Here is an 18,590-nt window from a genome sequence, read left to right on the forward strand (position 1 = left end):
TAAAGTAAGGTGAGTGTCAATTTCAAAAAGACTGTTAAAAGACTAGAAAAAATTTTCTAAAAAGTTTTCAGTTTTGCAGTTAAAACTGAGGAGGTAAAAGATGGCAGCTTTGGGACAAGCAGCAAGATTAGGGATTGCAGCGTTTGAAAATTCAGCACCAGTAGAACTACGCCCTGATAGAACAGAAGCCGATGTGGCAGTGGTTATCCGGGCGGCTTACCGTCAGGTTTTGGGTAATGCATATCTACTAGAAGGAGACCGTCTAGAGAGTGCAGAATCACTATTGCAGCAAGGTGTAATCACCGTAAGGGGATTTGTGCTAGCCATTGCTCAATCAGAACTCTATCGGGATAAGTTTTTCTACTCCAACTCCCAAACTCGGTTTATCGAGTTGAATTATAAGCATTTATTGGGGCGTGCCCCAGAAGATGAGTCAGAGATTTCGTACCATGTTGAGCTTTACAACTCACAAGGTTATGAAGCTGAGATTAATTCCTACATTGACTCATTAGAATATCAAGAGAGTTTTGGCGAAAATATTGTGCCCTACTACAGAGGCTTTAAAAGTCAAGTAGGACAGAAAAATGTTGGTTATAGCCGACTGTTCCAACTTTATCGGGGTTATGCCAATAGCGATCGCGCTCAAGGACAAAAACAAGGACGCCTCACTTGGGAAGTAGCTAAAAATTTAGCTTCACCCATTTATCCAGTCTCTGCTGGAGCCTTAGCAGGTCTTTCTAGAGGCGATCGCGGCGAAACATACCGGATCAGAGTGTTACAAGCAGCTTCCCCAAACTCAGCTGTAGTAAGGCGCGGTACTGCGGAATTGATCGTACCCTACGAACAACTTTCTAGTAAATTGCAGCAGTTGAATCGCAAGGGCAGTAAGGTTATTAGCATTACAGCCGTATAAATAGGGAATTGGGGAATTAAGTGAGGAGTTAGGAGTGAGGAGTTAGAAGTGAGGAGTGAGGAGTTAGAAGTTATGAGTTTTAAATTCCTAACTATATCCCTACTCTTAAGTCCTAACTCTTAACTCCTAACTCCTAATTTTTCCAACTACTAATTACAAAAGGAAAATTACCAATGGCTATTACAACAGCAGCTTCCCGTCTGGGAACAGAACCTTTTAGCGATCAGTCTCCTGTGGAATTGCGTCCGAATGCAACCAAAGAAGACATCGAAAGAGTAATTGCTGCCGTCTATCGTCAAGTTTTGGGCAACAACTACATATTGGCATCCGATCGCCTAACAAGTGCTGAATCTATCCTGCGCGATGGAAAAATTACAGTGCAAGAGTTTGTGCGTCAAGTAGCTAAATCGGAACTGTACAAAACCAAATTTTTCTACGACAACTTCCAAACTCGCGTCATCGAACTGAACTACAAACATTTGTTAGGTCGTGCCCCTTATGATGAGTCTGATGTCGTCTATCACTTAGACTTGTATCAAACCAAAGGATATGAAGCCGACATCGATTCTTATATTGATTCGCCAGAGTATCAATCTAACTTTGGTGAAAATATAGTGCCTTACTATCGCGGCTTTGAAACCCAAACAGGACAAAAAACTGTCGGATTTACCCGGATATTTCAACTTTATCGCGGCTATGCCAGTAGCGATACCTCCCAACTCAAAGGCAAAGACACCCGCCTTGCCAGCGAACTAGGTCGCAATAGCGCATCCGTCATTGTTCCTCCCTCTGGTGCTTCTTCAGGCTTTTCATACGTTGCTTCTGAAAAAGGCGTTACCCCCAACAGTACTTTTGGTGGTGCGGGAACCTTTGGTAAAGAAGGCAGACTTTACCGCATTGAAGTAGCAGGTGTTTTTGGATCTGGGTATCCCAGCACACGCCGCGTCAATCAAGCGGTGGTTATACCTTATGAAGAACTATCTAGTTACTTCCAGAGAGTGGTAAAACAAGGTGGTAAAATAGCAAGTGTGAAACCCCTTTAGTGTCAATAGTCATTAGTCAATAGTCATTTTTAAGGGCAAACGACTAATGACGATCTAGAATTGGGAATTAATTTTATGGTTGGAGCAATTAGTAGTACGAGTAGTCGCTATTTTCGGTATGAAGTAGTGGGTTTGCGCCAAAGCGAAGAAACTGAAAAAACCAACTATCCTATTCGTTCTAGTGCTACTGTGTTTTTCACAGTACCTGAGAACCGGATGAATCAAGAAATGCAGCGGATTACTCGCTTGGGTGGCAAAATAGTCAGCATTCAGCCATTGAACGCTGAAGCTAAAACAAATAGCGAACAAAGCGATCCTCCTTCTTGATAATGAATTCTAGTCCGCAAAAATTTGAAGATTTATCACCGACAGGTAACTCTGGCGATGATGAATCTTTAACAGTAGAGCAAGCGATCGCTAATCTTGAGAGTGCAGATTTAGGTCTGCGCTTTTATGCTGCCTGGTGGTTGGGTAGGTTTCGGATCTGTGAAGCAGCTGCGGTTACAGGATTGATTAAAGCGTTAGAGGATGAAGCCGACAGGACACCAGAAGGCGGATATCCTCTGCGACGTAACGCAGCTAGGGCTTTAGGAAAACTAGGCGATCGTCAGGCAGTCTCACCTTTAATTGCGTGTTTAGACTGCTCAGATTTTTATGTTCGAGAAGCGGCGGTACAATCCTTAGAAATGCTGGGCGATCCAGTTTGCATTCCCGCCCTGATCGAGTTATTACAAGTAGGTTTGCAGGGAGAGCAGCTGATCTCAAAGCAGCCTGATTTATCTCAACCCTACGAGGCCATTTTGGAAGCCTTGGGAGCCTTGAGGGCAACTGAGTGCATCCCTTTGGTAAAACCATTTTTAGAACATCCAATCGAATTGGTGCAATATGCTGCCGCACGAGCGATGTATCAATTAACCCAAGAACCAGTTTATGGAGAACGGTTAGTAAAAGCTCTGGCAGGAGATAAATTGCAATTGCGTCGAGCAGTGTTAGCAGACTTGGGAGCGATTGGCTATCTACCCGCAGCAGATGCGATCGCCGAAACTCTTGCCGAAAATAGCCTGAAGCTAATTTCTCTTAAAGGATTACTAGAATATCAAGTTAAGCACACAGCAACAAGCACTTTGTCAGCAGGTGCGATAAAAGTGATAAATTTGATGGACTCGCTATTGTAGTCATAATTTCCCAGGCATTAGTTGTTATTAATACGCTTAAATTAACTGTTTACCACACATAAACCCCTAACATAGCTGCGAGATAAGGGCTAGGGGGTTTGTGTCTGATGTCAACTACGGAGGGCTTAAGCTACAATTGGCAGATCCCTAATGACTCATGGCAAATTATTATGAATAACAGTGACCTTGCTCAAATATTAATTCGTGCTGTGGAAGAAGCAGACTCTTCGGATCGCTTATTAGACGCAGTTCAGGAGTTAGCGGCAGCTGGTATTGAGGAATCTGTTCCCACTCTGATTGCAGCTTTAGGCTACAACAATCCAGGGGCAGCAGTGGCGGCAGTAGATGGACTAATTGCGATCGGGGAAGCCGCAGTACCCTCACTATTGGAACTAATTGATGACTACAACTACAGTGCTAGAGCCTGGGCTATTCGCGCCTTAGCGGGAATTGGCGATGTCCGGGCGCTGGATACCTTGTTAGAGGCAGCAAAAAACGATTTTTCCTTAAGCGTGCGGCGAGCAGCTGCTAGGGGATTAGGCACTTTGCGCTGGCAGCAATTACCTGCTGAGAAAGTGGAATCTGTTCAGACTCAGGTATTAGAGGCATTATTAGTAATTTCTCAAGATCCAGAGTGGATAGTGCGTTATGCAGCAGTGACGAGTTTAGAAACACTAGCGATCGCTATAGCAGTAACTTTACCCGATCAAGCGTCACGGATTACAAATCAACTTCAGCAAATACTCGATACCGATGCCGATGTGGGAGTTCGTACCCGCGTAAAATTTGCACAACAAAAAATTCAACAGCAACAACATCAAGAAATGTTTGCACCGAAAAGAAAGCTAGAAGACACTGAAGTGTCTGAAGTCCCTCATCGTGGTGGTGGCAGACGGTAAATCACCAGACACCATACTGCAAGCGCGGTATGGTGTTATGTCAAACTAACTAGGCGATAAAGATTGAATTTCTGCCTGGATATTGCCACGAGCAGATGGTTCGGCAAACTCTGACATTAAAGGCGTAAAATAAATACGCGATCGCTGTAAAAATTGTTCTAAAATTTTCTGACGACCTGTGATATAATCTGCCTCTGCCACCCAGCCATATTCCTGACGAATAGCATGGGCGTATTCTTGATAATCAACTTGGTTAGTAGCCAAAATCGCTAAATCTGCATCAACTAGGACTTGGCTATCATAGTCATTTACCGCAGCTTGGTGGTTTTTAGTGTTCAGAATCAGACGGGTGACAGTAGTTATAATACTTTCTGGAATACCCAAATTACTCAGCAACTCAAAAGCGTAGTCTGCACTTCGTTCTTCGTTATCTTTGGCTTCAGTGTCATACACTACATCGTGAAACCAGGCCGCTAGTTGAACAGCAGCTAGGTTATTGGTGTAGCCTTGCAAAACCTCAATTGTGCTGAGGACGCGATCGATGTGTTTCAGTGTATGGTAATAGCGATCGGGGGTAGAGTAAGCTTCAACCAAGAAATTAAAGGCTTTCTCAGCCGCTACTCGATCGACGCCAAAGGGTTGGAGTGTGTGTTGCCAGTTATAAAATAAAATATCCATAAATTTTTCTGTAGGCATAGAGGCAGTATACCCATTCTGAGTATTAGAAAAAATAAGTACATACTGTTAAAACAGCAGTAGAAGACTTCAAGTAGAACCTCACCTTCTAACTTTGCTACGAGAAAGAGAGGAAAAATTTTCTTCCCCTTACTTGTAGTAAAGGGTTAGGAGTGAGTTCACGCGAATATATTTACAAGTTATAAATCAATGAAACTTTGGAGTTTCGAGAATTGCTGGGTATTGCAACCACACCTACAGGAAGGGGAACCGTTAATTTCAAATATCAGCGGGATATGAGTGGTTCACTACTGTGATATCTGATACAGGTAAGTTATGATCGTGGGCATTAATTTTTTATTGTTAAGATGCCAGCTAAAATCATCCTTACCGTTATTCAAGGACAATTATTAGGACAGCAATATATTTTTGATTGCCGCAGTAGCTGCATAATCGGTAGAAGTCCAGATTGCAATCCCCAGTTACCAGATGATGAGAATCATCGGGGCATCTCCCGCTATCACTGTCTACTAGATATTAATCCTCCTGATATTCGGGTGCGGGACTTTGGTAGTAAAAATGGCACTTACATTAACGGTAAAAATATTGGACAACGCCAACGAAATCAAACGGCTGAAGAAGCTGTAAAATTCCAATTTCCAGAGTATGACTTACGAACAGGCGACGAAATCAATTTAGGTCACACTGTCTTTAAAGTTAGTATAGAAATACATCCAGATCGAGTAAATCTACCAACCTTCATCCCTGATGATGTTACTGTTAAAAATAACCCAGTACAACAAACTTATTTCTTAGACATCATCAAATACTTTCTGAAATTGGCTGAGAGTGGCGATCGCAACCTCAAAGCAATTAGCGGTTATAATCTTGTCAAACTTCTCAGCACGAGTGAATTCGGAGAAGTTTATTTAGCACAGCATAATCAGTCTGGCAAGTTCATAGCCTTAAAGGTCATGTTACCAGCAGTGGCGGCGAATGACTTCGCTGTGCAGATGTTTCTCCGGGAGACTGAAAACACCAAGGCTTTGCAACATCCTCATGTAGTGCAACTGATGGATTGTAGCTTCTCGGAAATTATCTTCTTTTTTACAATGGAATATTGTGAGATCGGTACTGTATGGGATTTCATGCAACAACTGGGTGGGCGATTGTCTGTTGATATTGCAGTACCGATTATTCTCCAAATTTTAGACGCTTTAGAATATGCCCACAATGTTGAACTTCCTTATGTCAAACTGGCTGATGGGAAGTTTGGCAAAGGTAAAGGTATAGTTCACCGCGACCTCAAACCGAGTAACATCTTCTTGACTAAGATTGACGGAAAGCTGGTGGCAAAAATCGGTGATTACGGCTTATCTAAGGCCTTTGACTTAGCTGGTTTAAGTGGTCAAACTTTGACTGGGACTCAAGCTGGTACTCCCGTTTTTATGCCGCGACAGCAGGTGCTTAACTTTAAATATGCCCAACCGGAGGTAGATATTTGGGCAGTTGCGGCTTGTCTCTACAATATGCTAACAGGTTGTTTCCCCCGCAACTTCATAGGCGACCCTTTTCTGGCAGTTTTACAGAATAATCCCATACCAATTCGCCAACGAGATGCAACAATTATGCAACCCCTAGCGCAGGTGATTGATTTGGCGTTGGTTGATAAGCCAGAAATTCACTTTAAGAGTGCAGCCGAATTTAAGCGGGCATTGTTAAGTGCGTTGTCATAGTCGAGTTTATAGCAGTTTTTATGTATTTAATCCACATCTGTCGTCGGGGCGCAATGCCCATTAGTGTCAACTTAAGGTTAAAGCCAGTCTAGAAAAAGCTTTTAGCAGATTATCTCGTTCCCAGTCTCCGACTGGGAATGTCCCTGATTGAGGCTCCGCCTCCCTCTCCTCGCGGCAGAGCCGCCAAGAGTAGCATTTCCAGCCAGAGGCTGAAAACGAGATTTTAAAAGGGTTTTGGCTTAAGTTGACATCAATGCACAATGCCTCTACGTTCGCCAAGCGTCCCGCAAGGAATATTTTTTAATTGCAAGTTCCTAGAACGCACGGCGTAACTACATCATTCAAAATCAATGAAATCCTTACGGTATAGTAATTCCGAATTCAGCATAATGGTGACAGCTAAATGAAAGCGTCAAAATAGAAGACACAGGCTTTGTACAAAAAGCCTTGCCTTGATTAACGGAGTTATTATCAGTGGTATTACAAGTACAAACAAGCACCTACGAAGCTAAAACCCAAGAAATTGCTAAACAACTTCTCGCCGCAACGCAGGAAAATCGTTCGTTTTTTTCTTCCCTGCGGGATCAAATGCGTTGGGATGATAAATTACTAGCTTGGGCAATGAGTAACCCTGGATTGCGGGTGCAGCTATTTCGCTTTATAGATACGCTACCGGCTTTGCATAGTAAATCAGAAATTGCCTCACATTTACAAGAATATTTAGGCGATGAATCTGTAGAATTGCCGGCAGCTTTGAAGGGAATGCTAAACTTTGCTAACCCCGACTCGATGCCTGGACAAGTTGCTGCTACAACCGTTGGGACAGCCGTTGAAACTCTTGCCCATAAATATATTTCTGGGGAAAATATTAAACAAGTCATCAAAACAGTTGAACGACTGCGAAAAGAGAAAATGGCTTTCACCATCGACTTACTTGGTGAAGCGGTTATTACCGAAGCGGAAGCGCAGTCTTATCTAGAACGCTATCTAGAATTAATGCAACAATTGGTGGAAGCATCGAAGAATTGGGCAGTTATTCCGGCGATTGATGAGGCTGATGGCGAACCGATACCAAAAGTTCAGGTTTCTGTGAAATTAACGGCGTTTTATTCCCAATTCGATCCATTAGATGCTAAAGGTAGTGAGGAGCGAGTTAGCGATCGCATTCGGATTCTCCTACGTCGTGCTAAAGAATTAGGCGCAGCTGTCCATTTTGATATGGAACAGTATGCCTATAAGGATATAACTCTCAGTATTCTGAAAAAACTCTTACTAGAAGAAGAATTTCGGCAACGCACAGATATTGGCATGACAATTCAAGCATATCTGCGTGATAGCGAACAAGATGCCAAAGACGTAATTTCTTGGTTGAAAGAACGCGGTTATCCCCTGACAATCCGCTTGGTGAAGGGCGCATATTGGGATCAAGAAACTATCAAAGCAGCGCAGAAGCATTGGCCACAGCCAGTTTACAACGACAAAGCCGCAACTGATGCTAACTTTGAAACCATCACTCAATTGTTGTTAGAAAATCATCAATATGTCTATTCTGCCATTGGTAGCCATAATGTGCGATCGCACTCTCGCGCCATTGCCATAGCTGAAAGTTTAAATGTCCCTCGTCGTCGCTTTGAGTTGCAAGTCCTCTACGGTATGGGAGATAAAGTTGCCAAGGCTTTGGTTGACAAGGGTTATCGGGTGAGAGTTTACTGTCCTTACGGTGAATTATTACCTGGAATGGCGTATTTAATTCGCCGATTGTTAGAAAATACCGCTAATAGTTCTTTTTTACGGCAAAATCTCGAAAATCGACCGATTGAAGAATTATTAGCGCCGCCAATTGTTAAAGAAGAAAACTCTTTAACTCCTAACTCCTCACTTCTAACTCCTAACTCCATTCCTAACTCTCATTTCTCCGGTGCTGCTGATACCGATTACGCCGAGGAAGAGGTGAGAAAGAAGGCAGCGCAAGCTTTCCAAAGCGTTCGTCAACAGTTGGGTAAAACATATTTACCACTGATTAATGGCGAGTATGTTAATCCGCCGGAATTTGTTGATTCTCTCAATCCTTCTAAGTTCAGTGAGGTAATTGGTAAAGTTGGGTTGATTAGCGTTGAACAAGCAGAACAGGCGATGCAAGCTGCGAAAGCCGCGTTTCCTGAATGGAAGAAAACACCAGCTAAACAACGCGCTGATATTTTGCGGAAAGCGGGTGATTTGATGGAACTCCGCCGTGCTGAACTTTCAGTTTGGATAGTTTTAGAAGTTGGGAAACCTGTTAAAGAAGCTGATGGAGAGGTTTCGGAAGCGATAGATTTCTGTCGGTATTACGCTGATGAGATAGAACGGTTAGACAAAGGTGTGAATTACGACATACCTGGCGAAACTAATCGTTATATTTACCAGCCACGAGGAATTGCTGTAGTGATTTCTCCCTGGAATTTCCCGCTAGCGATCGCTTGTGGAATGACTGTTGCAGCTTTGGTTTCGGGCAATTGCACTCTCCTCAAACCTGCGGAAACATCTTCTGTAATTGCAGCGAAACTCACAGAAATCTTGGTAGACGCTGGTTTTCCCAAAGGTGTATTTCAATACGTACCTGGTAAGGGTTCGCAAGTTGGCGCTCATTTGGTAAATCATCCAGATACTCATGTGATTGCTTTTACAGGTTCTCAAGAAGTCGGATGTCGAATTTACGCAGAAGCGGCAACGCTGAAACCCGGACAAAAGCACATGAAACGGGTGATTGCGGAAATGGGTGGCAAGAATGCCATTATTGTTGATGAAAGTGCTGATTTAGACCAAGCTGTTGTGGGGATAGTGCAGTCGGCATTTGGTTACAGCGGACAAAAATGTTCTGCTGCTTCCAGGGTGATTGTGCTGGAACCGATTTATGATGCCTTTGTGCAACGATTGGTAGAAGCAACAAAATCCTTGAACATTGGGGAAGCAGAGTTACCGAGTACACAAGTTGGGCCAGTGATTGATGCTAATGCCCGCGATCGCATTCGCGAGTATATTGAGAAGGGTAAGGCAGAAGCAGAAGTGGCGTTGGAATTACCAGCACCCGAACAAGGATATTTTATTGGCCCAGTCATCTTTAGTGAAGTATCGCCCAATGCGGTAATTTCTCAGGAAGAAATTTTTGGCCCTGTGCTGGCGGTAATTCGGGTAAAAGATTTCCAGGAAGCGTTAGCAGTTGCCAACGGTACAAATTACGCCTTAACTGGCGGACTTTATTCTAGAACACCTTCGCACATTCAGCAGGCAGAGACAGAGTTTGAAGTTGGGAATTTGTACATCAACCGCAATATTACCGGAGCGATCGTTGGACGGCAACCCTTTGGTGGATTCAAACTTTCGGGAGTAGGTTCTAAAGCAGGGGGCCCTGACTACTTACTGCAATTTTTAGAACCACGCGCGGTGACAGAAAATATTCAACGTCAAGGTTTTGCACCGATTGAAGGTGCAGATTAAACTAACGTGAATTCCACGGCTCATATAGTGTCCGTCAATTAGCACAATCAAAACATCTCTCTCTGATTTTACTGCGTAAAACCCTCCCTCTCCGAGTCCTACGGTGTACACACATCTTGGTAATGAAGCCCCAATCCTGGATTTACCCCTCTTAATCCCCCCGATGTATTGGGGGGAAATATCCGGTTCTCCCCCTTACCAAGGGGGAGTTAGAGGGGGTCAGAAGGACTTGTGTGTACACCGTAGCTCCGACTCAAAGAGGGACAGGCTTGCACTTTCGGTCAAAGCAGGGAGAGGTGCATCAAACTCACATTAAACTACAATAGGTAGTAACATCAAACAGAGTTTAATGAGTAATTTAGTTATAAAAGTTGCTGAATTACCTAAAGATTTTCCGGCAATTCAAGCAATTAGAAAATCAGTTTTTCAAGAAGAACAAGGGGTAGATCCCGCTTTAGAATTTGATGGCAAAGATGAAATATCCGATCATCTAATTGCTTATTTAAATGTGGAAGCTGTAGGTACTGCTAGAATCAGATATTTAGATGAGAAAACTGCCAAAATAGAAAGGTTAGCTGTTTTATCAACAGTTAGAGGGCAAGGTATTGGTAAAAAAATTATGGAAAATGCCCTACAGGTGATAGCTAACCAACATATTCCAGAAGTCGTAATTCATGCTCAAGAATATGTGAAAGATTTATACAAAAAACTGGATTTTGTAGAAGAAGGAGAAATATTTGAAGAAGCTAATATTCTCCATGTGAAAATGAGAAAAATATTTTCATAGTTAAAGTAAAATTATGTAGTAATTTTTTAAAGAAAATGTATGTTTATAAGCAATTAACTAAAATATTTCATTAGAATTGACTCTAGCTGAACTATACGAATTGGCTTGATAAGGTAGTCATCAAAACTACCTGGTAGTATGGCGATTTCCTCCTCTAAAGGTTCGCTAAAGGTCATCATCACAATCGGTAAATGTTCCCGATAAGGCTCTTTTCTAAGGATATTCAGCAAATTCCAGATATGAGCATCTTTTACTAACTGCAAATCAAAAAAAACTAAATCTGGTTGGAAGCTTTGTACCTGTTTCAAAAAGTCGTTACTATTATCTATCCACTTGACTTGGTAGCCAATTGTGTGGAGATAATCTTGCAATACTGTTGCTGTGTTTTCCTCTTCTTCTACAAGCAAAATAGTTTTATTTGTGGAGATGCCTGAAGGAGAGGAGGACGAGGTAAAGTTTGCTTCCTCTTCTGTCTCATCTATCTTATCTATCTCATTTGTCTCATCTTCCCTATTTTCCAGATGCTCTGGATTTGGTAGAAACAGAATGAACTGACTGCCCTTTCCTAAAGTTGATGTCACGGTAACATCTCCACCATGTAAACGCGCTAATTTCCGCGTCAAAGCCAAACCTAAACCAGTGCCTTCATACTGCCGATTTAACCGACTGTCAAGCTGTTTAAACGGTTCAAATAAAAATTGAAACTGACTTGAGTCTATACCAATGCCAGTATCTGAAACTGTAAACGTTATCCCTTGTGGCACTTTTTTGACTACCAGCGATACTTCGCCTGCTGGGGTGAATTTAATCGCATTAGTGAGCAAGTTGAGTAACATTTGCTTGATGCGCCGCTCATCAGCAATGCAAATATCAGCTTCTTGGTCAATTTCATGTGTGAGTTGCAATCCCTTTTCTGAGGCGCGATCGCGCACTGTCCAGATAGCATAATTACATATATCTACCACTGACAAAGATGATAATAACAGATCCTCTTTACCTGCTTCTACTTTAGATAAGTCAAGGATATCGTTAATCACTGCCAGTAGATGTTCGCCACTACTATATATACAACTTACATATTCGTTCTGCTTTTCATTTAGAGAACCAACTATTTCTTGTTGCAATAACTGTGACAAACCCATAATCGCATTCAGAGGTGTCCGCAACTCATGGCTCATGGTTGCTAAAAATTCAGTTTTTGCTCGATTGGCAGCTTCTGCTGCTTCTTGAGAGGCACGTAGTTTCAACTCTGTTTGTTTACGTTCAGTAATATCCTCAATCATCGCTAGAAAAAACTCAGGTTTACCATTGCTGCCTGGTATAACAGAAACAGAGATATGAGTCCAAAGTAAGTTACCATTTTGATGCTGGCAGCATCTTTCTATCTCAATACGATGTCTTTCGACAAGCTGTTTCTGATGTTTGGGGGGTTGTAAACCATCCCTCGAAGTTCTCTTTAAGTCTGTGCGAATTCCTGACATCAGTTGTTTGTAAAGTTTTAAATCCTCCCTTTCTATGGAAATGTAATCTGTAAAGCTCTTGCCGTATAACTCTTCTCGGCTGTATCCTAAAATCTCGCATAGTGCCAGATTAGTATCAACTATCTGCCCTTTCATATCTATCAGGCCAATGCCGATAGAGGAACGCTCAAAAATCGCCCGAAATTGTGCCTCACTCTGTCGCAGTGCTTCCTGTACGACGTTTCGCTCCCTCGCTTCTATAGCCAGTGTCACAAAATCTGCAATTGAGCCAGCAAAACTCTCTTCTTCTAAAGTCCATTGGCGACCTTCACCTATGTGTTCGTGACACACTACGCCTATCAAATGACCCTCTAGCCAAATTGGTGCGTCTAGTATAGATGTGATGCCCAAAGCTGATAGATAAGACTCGGATAATTCTTGGGTTCTGGAATCGTTTCTGGCATCATCTGCGGCAATAGTACGTTCCCCTTCTAAAGCCTGGAAATAAACAGGAAAATTTGTTTTTAAAAGCGAGTTACCAAAGGTATGCTTCTTAGTCCTAACATCATACAAATCAATGCATTCAATTTTTGAACGTTCTTCATTATATAACCATACCCCAACTCGCTCTACTAACAGCGTCTGAGCAGCAGTTTCTGTAATTTCCCTCAACACCGCATTGAGATTACCTTGCTGAAATGTCTTGCTTCTTGCCAGTTGCACCAGCATCTGGCTTTGTTTTCGCCGACTATTTTCTCTGATTCGTAAAGCCTCTTGGGCCTGGTTGTGCTCTGTTATATTTCTAGCTGACACCACCTGCATTAGTTGCCCTCAAGAAGAAATAATTTGGACTTGCAGTTCTACGGAAAAAGTAGAACTGTCTTTGTATAACTACAATTACTTGCTATGGTTTTTCATAACCGGAAAATATAATTTTTCTAACTAAATTTTATGATTCTGGCTAATTAGTTATAAGCTAGATTTTGCTGATTACTTCTGTTACTTCATACCAATAATTTTTGCCAGGGGATAATTAGCATTTCTAGTAATTTCACTATTAAGTAATTTTACTATCAAGTAGTATAAGTAGTATAGTATTTTTTATTTGAAACTGGGGAGTGCTAAAGACTTTTCCCAATACTCAATCCCTAGTACAATTTCTTGCTTAGTACTGACTAGCAAAATACCCTTGATTCTCCTAGAGAAAGATACCTAATGGCTCAAATTCTGCCAAACTTAAGGTAACGGCAGCTTTTGCGGAGGTGGAGCGATGACAGATAGTGATGTAAGAATTGTTTCCCTGATTCCCGGTGGAACAGAGATTTTAGCGACACTAGGATTGGTTGATGCTATTGTGGGGCGATCGCACGAATGCGATTACCCTCCAGAAATCCTCAATCGCCCCATTTGTACCCAAGCACGTTTAAACAGTGATGCCTCCAGCAGCCAAATTCACGACGACGTGAACAAGTTATTGCAATCTGCTCTGAGTATTTATGAAATCAAAACAGATGTTTTAGAGCAATTGCAGCCTACCCATATTCTCACTCAAGACCAGTGCGATGTTTGTGCTGTTAGCTTACACGATGTTGAAAAGGCAGTTGCTACACTCATTGACAGTAAACCTCAGATTATTTCTTTACAACCCAATATTCTCCAAGATGTTTGGGCTGACATTGAACGAGTCAGCAACACCTTTGGCGTAGACTCGGTAAAAGTCTTAGAAAATTTAGAAGCTCGCGTCAAAATTTGTCAGCAAAAAATCCAAGGACTTTCTTTAGATGAACTGCCTACTGTCGCTTGTATCGAGTGGATCGATCCTTTGATGATCGCCGCTAATTGGATTCCTGAATTAGTTAACTTAGCAGGAGGACAGTCTTTATTTTGCGCTACAGGTCAGCCTTCTCCGATCTTGCCTTGGGAAACACTATTAACAACTAATCCCGACATAATTGTTTTTATGCCTTGTGGCTTTGATTTAAACCGCACTCGCAAAGAAGCCAATTTATTAACTCAACGTCCAGAGTGGGAAAAACTACATGCTACCGAAACTGGTAGAGTCTACATTACTGATGGCAATTCTTATTTCAATCGTCCAGGGCCGCGACTGGTAGATTCTCTAGAAATTTTGGCAGAAATTTTGCATCCAGAAATTTTTCAATACGGCTACAAAGGAACTGCTTGGGAACGTTTGTAAAAAAGAATTCAGAACTCAGGAGCGGAGCCGGAGACGCTCCGCCTCCGGTCAGAATTCAGTATAAATTTAAGTCAGGCTGAGTGAGATTGGTTTAAAACCTTGATGCGTTCCAATCGCCTACAAAGACTAATTCTGATTTCTAGATTCTGGATTCTGGATTCTGAATTCTTCTTCAAGGTGTTTTTTCAGAATCTGCCGATGGTTCATTGTTAAATAACAGCAGACGTGCAGCAAGAATGGCAAATCCTACAGCCGCGATCACTTTTAAAACACGTGTAGGTAATAATTCGGCTACTGCACCCCCTGCTAACGATCCCAACAGGCTTGTCAACAGCAATGCACCTGCTGCACCGAAAAACACTGCACGCGGAGAATTAGAACGTCCTGAAAGTGCGATCGCCGCTAGCTGACTTTTGTCACCCAATTCTGATAAAAAAACCGTAATAAAGCTGAGTCCTAATAAATGCCAATCCATATAAATTAAGGAGCAGTGGGGAATTTTTCTAATGACCAATGACCAATGACCAATGACCAATGACCAATGACTAATGACCAATGACTAATAACTAGTAAATACATCCCAAAATAGCATTAGGGAAATTACCAACAACATTACGCCGGCTGATTTTTCTACAGTTTTCGGGCTGAGTCGATTGGCTATCCAACTACCTAAAAGTACACCTAATAAGCTGGTGGTTATTAGGGCTGCCGCCGAGCCGATAAATACCACCCACGGCGAATGAGATTGTGCGCTCATTAACAAAGTGGATAGCTGAGTTTTATCTCCAATTTCTGCTAGAAAAATGGTTACAAAAGTCGTACCAAAAATTACCAACGTTGATTGCTGCTTTTGAGGACTATCGGCAATTACAGGCTGAACCAAGGGAGCGATCGCAGGAGTTAAGTTAAAATCATTGCTGTCTTCCAGTTCTAGCTCGATCTCAGTGTGAGATATGCCAGAAATCTCCAAAGGTGCAGAATCAAGTTTCACAAGCAGTAGTTTTGGTTGCTAGGGTGTTTTCATATTTCTATCATTTTCTCAGATTTTTGTCATAAATTGCAATCTCACACAAAAAAAGCAGGGTTGGATGTCAAAGGCCAACAGCTTGGTCGAAGCGTAGTATTTCTAAACTGCGATCGCCATAAACTCCTTCTATTTGCTGGCGACAGCAGTCAATAGCAAAATCGTTGACTTCTTCTGGTTCAATCCCATACATATCTTGAAACACTTCTGATTCCACACGGCAGAAGCGCGGACGATTGGGGTAGATGCGACATTCTCGCGTAGTATGGTCGAAATTAACGCACCATCCCCCTTCACCTACCATGCTGAGGTAGAGTTCTAGTTCTGATGGAGAGAGGTACTCTTCCAAGTCTGGACGCTCTGCTGGATCGAGATTACAGCAGGCTCCACATTGCTTTACACATTGCCAAGTTGACATTTTGGATTAGGGATTGGGGACTGGGGATTGGGGATTGGGGAAGGTGGGGCCCCCTCTGGGGATAAGGGGTAATGGGGATTGGGGATTGGGAGCCAATACGGTTCGGTTAAGGTTTTTTGATGAAAATTTGAGATCGCAAAGACGCAATAAATCGCTATCAAAATGAAAGACTGATTATTGTAGAGAAGGCGATTCATCGCGTCTCTTGCCTTAACCGAACTAGTCCCCCCAGTCCCCAATGCCCAATCCCCCTATTTTACGTTTTTATATCTTTTCTTATAATTTTGTTAAGTAAATTAAATCTAACAGTCCATAGCCATATATGATCGATTTCGGGTTTTCTAATTTAAGTTATTGAATTTTTTAAGACTATTGGCAGGAGAAAAGGAAAAATGTTTGACGCTGTGTCTGACTTGTTTAACGCTTTTACTAGTATCAATTGGGAAGTTATTTTCCAATTGTTGTCCGTGGCGCTCATCGTGATTGCTGGCCCAGCAGTAATCTTTGTGCTGGCATTTCGCAACGGCAACCTATAAGAGTGCTGAGTGCTGACTAAGGAGTTAACAGTTAAGAGTTAGGAGTGAGAAGTTAATTAAGAATTCATAACTCATAACTCATAACTCAGCACTCAGTACTGATAACGCCTGAAGGGCAGCTTGGATAATATTGTCGTACTGTGGTTGAGAAATATTAACTTCTTTAGCGTTTTGACGATTAGTGCCCAGCAAACCAATTATATGTCCTGGCTGGATGGCTAAGACTTTACCTTCAGAATTTCTAATTCTTAATTCTGCTTCAATACCGTTTTTATAGAAACCACAAGTATATTGTCGCTGGTTGTATTCAAATGTGGTGCTTGACTGGATAGGTGGCGAAGCAAAAAATTGTTGAATCGGAATTGGCAGTCTGACTCCGATTAACTCTAGCTCAATGCTAGTGTTACCGTTAAAGTAATTTTCTCGCAATTTGTAAGCGATATCCACTCGCGGTGGTAAACGGAAGTAGTCGCCCCAACGCCAAGCGATCGCTTTGATTTTATACTCCTGATTATCTATAGTTTGGGCAACGGTCAGTTTGATGTGACCCTTACCAACGATTTTTTGCTCAACCACTTGAATATTAGGTGTCCAGAAAACTGGATCGGGGTTGTCCATACCGCAGGGATGTAGAGCATTAAGCTGTTGATAAAGCTGTTGATTGAGATGGTTGAGGTTGACTTCGGCATCAATTTTTAGCAGAGGCTTGAGATGTTGGGGTTCAAGACACTGGTTAGCAAACTCAATCAAACGCGATCGCACCATCTCTAAATTTTCTGCTGGTAAAGAGAATCCCCCGGCGGCCTTGTGTCCGCCAAATTTGCCTAGTAAATCGTGACAATATTCTAAAGCTTCAAACACATGAAACTCTGGAATTGAGCGTGCAGAACCGCGTATATGTCCCTCATCTTCATAAGTACCGATAAACACAGGAACACCGTAGCGTTCTACCAAACGAGAGGCGACAATCCCAATAACGCCATGATGCCAATTGGGTTGAACAACAATTAATACACGGTCTTTTTGTAGAGACGTAACAAATTCCGTCTCTACATAAGCGATCGCTTCTTGTTCAATTTGCTGACACATCTCTTGGCGAGAGGCGTTGACTTGTTCGCATTGCATTGCTCTTTCCAGCGCCACCCCCATATCATCTGTAGTCAGCAATTCAATCACAGTCTGGGGATTACCAATCCGACCAATAGCATTAATGCGCGGGCCCAAGCGAAACCCGATATCTTCAGGCTTCAGGGATTTGGGATTTTGAATTTTGGATTTTGGATTGGCAATTTTCTCCTCTGCTCCCCTGCTCCCCTGCTCCCCTGCTCCCTCATCTCTCGCCTGCACGCCGCCTACCTGAATCAACGCCTGTATTCCAGGTAAGTGGGATTTGGGTAAATGCTGTAAACCACGTTTCACCCAACGACGATTTACACCAGTTAAGGGGGCTAAATCTGCGATCGTTCCCAGTGTAAATAGTGCTAGCATCGGCTGGATCAAGCCCTTAGCCTGACCTAGCTGTTGTGCTAGAGAAACTGCCAAAATGTAAGCAACACCAACACCAGCAACACCCCGATAAGGTGAGGATTCGGCTATTAATTTGGGGTTGAGGATAGCGTTAGCTGGTGGTAATTTTTGGGGGATATCGTGGTGATCGGTGATAATTACTGCAAGACCAAGTTCTTTAGCTCTGGCAACTGGTTCAAACGCAGAGATACCATTATCTACAGTCAGAATTAATCCCACACCTTCGCTGTGGAATTCTTCAACTATGCGTTTATTAATACCATAACCTTCGTGCATCCGGCTGGGGATAGCATAATCTACTTGTGCGCCTAAAGTGCGGAGACTACGCAAAAGTAGAGCAGTACTAGTCATCCCATCAGCATCGTAGTCACCACAAATAGCAATTTTTGTTTGAGAAGCGATCGCATTTTCCAACAACTCTAAACTAATCGCCAAATCAGGGAAATCTTCTAACGGCGAAGGCAAAACTAAAGACTCTGGATTTAAAAATGCTTGTACCTGTTCTGGTGTTTCGATCCCCCGATTAATTAATAACTGGCTGATAATGGGTGAAAGATTTGTCAAAAACGCCAGATTTTGGGCAAATTCTGATTTTTGTGGATAAATTTGCCAGCGCTGATCGGGTAAACGCTTGCTAGGTTTTGATAGCTCAGATACAGGTCGGTGTAGCACAATACAAGTCAGGAGTTATTAGTTAGGAGTGTTGAATTTAAAATTTTTTCT

The 18,590-nt window shown here is 42.4% G+C and carries 16 protein-coding genes; 10 read left to right on the forward strand and 6 right to left on the reverse strand.

What is annotated here, in order from left to right:
* The first annotated feature begins 100 nt into the window (after positions 1-100).
* From RMX89_RS09720 to RMX89_RS09740, 5 genes are all read left to right on the forward strand, one after another.
* On the forward strand, positions 101-913 hold the full coding sequence (locus RMX89_RS09720) for a phycobilisome linker polypeptide (protein WP_322688780.1): 813 nt from the start codon (positions 101-103) through the stop codon (positions 911-913).
* Between the two features lie 173 nt (positions 914-1,086).
* On the forward strand, positions 1,087-1,956 hold the full coding sequence (locus RMX89_RS09725) for a phycobilisome linker polypeptide (protein ID WP_322673573.1): 870 nt from the start codon (positions 1,087-1,089) through the stop codon (positions 1,954-1,956).
* A 75-nt stretch (positions 1,957-2,031) separates the two neighbouring features.
* A complete protein-coding gene (locus tag RMX89_RS09730) occupies positions 2,032-2,283 on the forward strand; it encodes a phycobilisome linker polypeptide (RefSeq protein ID WP_322688781.1) in 252 nt (83 codons plus the stop codon).
* Between the two features lie 2 nt (positions 2,284-2,285).
* Positions 2,286-3,131, forward strand: coding sequence for a HEAT repeat domain-containing protein (locus tag RMX89_RS09735; protein WP_322688782.1), 846 nt, complete (start codon positions 2,286-2,288; stop codon positions 3,129-3,131).
* Positions 3,132-3,238: 107 nt separating this feature from the next.
* Positions 3,239-4,030: a HEAT repeat domain-containing protein gene (locus tag RMX89_RS09740; RefSeq protein ID WP_322688783.1), complete on the forward strand. Its 792-nt coding sequence runs from the start codon at positions 3,239-3,241 to the stop codon at positions 4,028-4,030.
* A gap of 45 nt (positions 4,031-4,075) precedes the next feature.
* Here the strand turns inward: RMX89_RS09740 and RMX89_RS09745 are convergent, their stop codons facing one another.
* Positions 4,076-4,726, reverse strand: coding sequence for a hypothetical protein (locus tag RMX89_RS09745; protein ID WP_322673577.1), 651 nt, complete (start codon positions 4,724-4,726; stop codon positions 4,076-4,078).
* 347 nt (positions 4,727-5,073) lie between these two features.
* Between RMX89_RS09745 and RMX89_RS09750 the strand changes: the two genes are divergently transcribed.
* The 3 genes from RMX89_RS09750 to RMX89_RS09760 all read left to right on the forward strand — a co-directional run bounded on the left by RMX89_RS09750 (position 5,074) and on the right by RMX89_RS09760 (position 10,705).
* Complete coding sequence (locus tag RMX89_RS09750; RefSeq protein WP_322688784.1) at positions 5,074-6,441, forward strand: protein kinase domain-containing protein; 1,368 nt, start codon at positions 5,074-5,076, stop codon at positions 6,439-6,441.
* 474 nt (positions 6,442-6,915) lie between these two features.
* Positions 6,916-9,918: an L-glutamate gamma-semialdehyde dehydrogenase gene (gene pruA, locus RMX89_RS09755; RefSeq protein ID WP_322688785.1), complete on the forward strand. Its 3,003-nt coding sequence runs from the start codon at positions 6,916-6,918 to the stop codon at positions 9,916-9,918.
* Positions 9,919-10,267: 349 nt separating this feature from the next.
* Positions 10,268-10,705 (forward strand): GNAT family N-acetyltransferase, encoded by a 438-nt coding sequence (locus tag RMX89_RS09760; protein ID WP_322688786.1) that lies wholly within the window; start codon positions 10,268-10,270, stop codon positions 10,703-10,705.
* Between the two features lie 53 nt (positions 10,706-10,758).
* Here RMX89_RS09760 and RMX89_RS09765 read toward each other — a convergent pair whose 3' ends face one another.
* Positions 10,759-12,987, reverse strand: coding sequence for an ATP-binding protein (locus RMX89_RS09765; RefSeq protein ID WP_322688787.1), 2,229 nt, complete (start codon positions 12,985-12,987; stop codon positions 10,759-10,761).
* Between the two features lie 448 nt (positions 12,988-13,435).
* Between RMX89_RS09765 and RMX89_RS09770 the strand changes: the two genes are divergently transcribed.
* Positions 13,436-14,362 (forward strand): cobalamin-binding protein, encoded by a 927-nt coding sequence (locus tag RMX89_RS09770; RefSeq protein ID WP_322673582.1) that lies wholly within the window; start codon positions 13,436-13,438, stop codon positions 14,360-14,362.
* A 172-nt stretch (positions 14,363-14,534) separates the two neighbouring features.
* On the opposite strand, the gene RMX89_RS09775 is transcribed toward RMX89_RS09770, so the two are convergent.
* The 3 genes from RMX89_RS09775 to RMX89_RS09785 all read right to left on the reverse strand — a co-directional run bounded on the left by RMX89_RS09775 (position 14,535) and on the right by RMX89_RS09785 (position 15,804).
* Entirely contained in the window at positions 14,535-14,837 is a 303-nt protein-coding gene (locus tag RMX89_RS09775; RefSeq protein ID WP_322688788.1) for a TMEM165/GDT1 family protein, read from the reverse strand.
* A gap of 84 nt (positions 14,838-14,921) precedes the next feature.
* A complete protein-coding gene (locus RMX89_RS09780) occupies positions 14,922-15,353 on the reverse strand; it encodes a TMEM165/GDT1 family protein (RefSeq protein ID WP_322673584.1) in 432 nt (143 codons plus the stop codon).
* 100 nt (positions 15,354-15,453) lie between these two features.
* The gene (locus RMX89_RS09785) at positions 15,454-15,804 is read right to left on the reverse strand and encodes a YkgJ family cysteine cluster protein (protein ID WP_322688789.1); all 351 of its coding nucleotides are present in this window, start codon (positions 15,802-15,804) and stop codon (positions 15,454-15,456) included.
* Positions 15,805-16,196: 392 nt separating this feature from the next.
* Between RMX89_RS09785 and psb30 the strand changes: the two genes are divergently transcribed.
* Positions 16,197-16,340, forward strand: a complete 144-nt coding sequence (gene psb30, locus RMX89_RS09790) for a photosystem II reaction center protein Ycf12/Psb30 (RefSeq protein ID WP_069068686.1) — start codon at positions 16,197-16,199, stop codon at positions 16,338-16,340.
* A 78-nt stretch (positions 16,341-16,418) separates the two neighbouring features.
* Here psb30 and RMX89_RS09795 read toward each other — a convergent pair whose 3' ends face one another.
* Positions 16,419-18,539: a single-stranded-DNA-specific exonuclease RecJ gene (locus RMX89_RS09795; RefSeq protein WP_322688790.1), complete on the reverse strand. Its 2,121-nt coding sequence runs from the start codon at positions 18,537-18,539 to the stop codon at positions 16,419-16,421.
* Between the last annotated feature and the right edge of the window lie 51 nt (positions 18,540-18,590).

The organism is Nostoc sp. DedSLP04, from assembly GCF_034530775.1.
In the GTDB taxonomy this organism is placed as follows: Bacteria; Cyanobacteriota; Cyanobacteriia; order Cyanobacteriales; family Nostocaceae; genus Nostoc.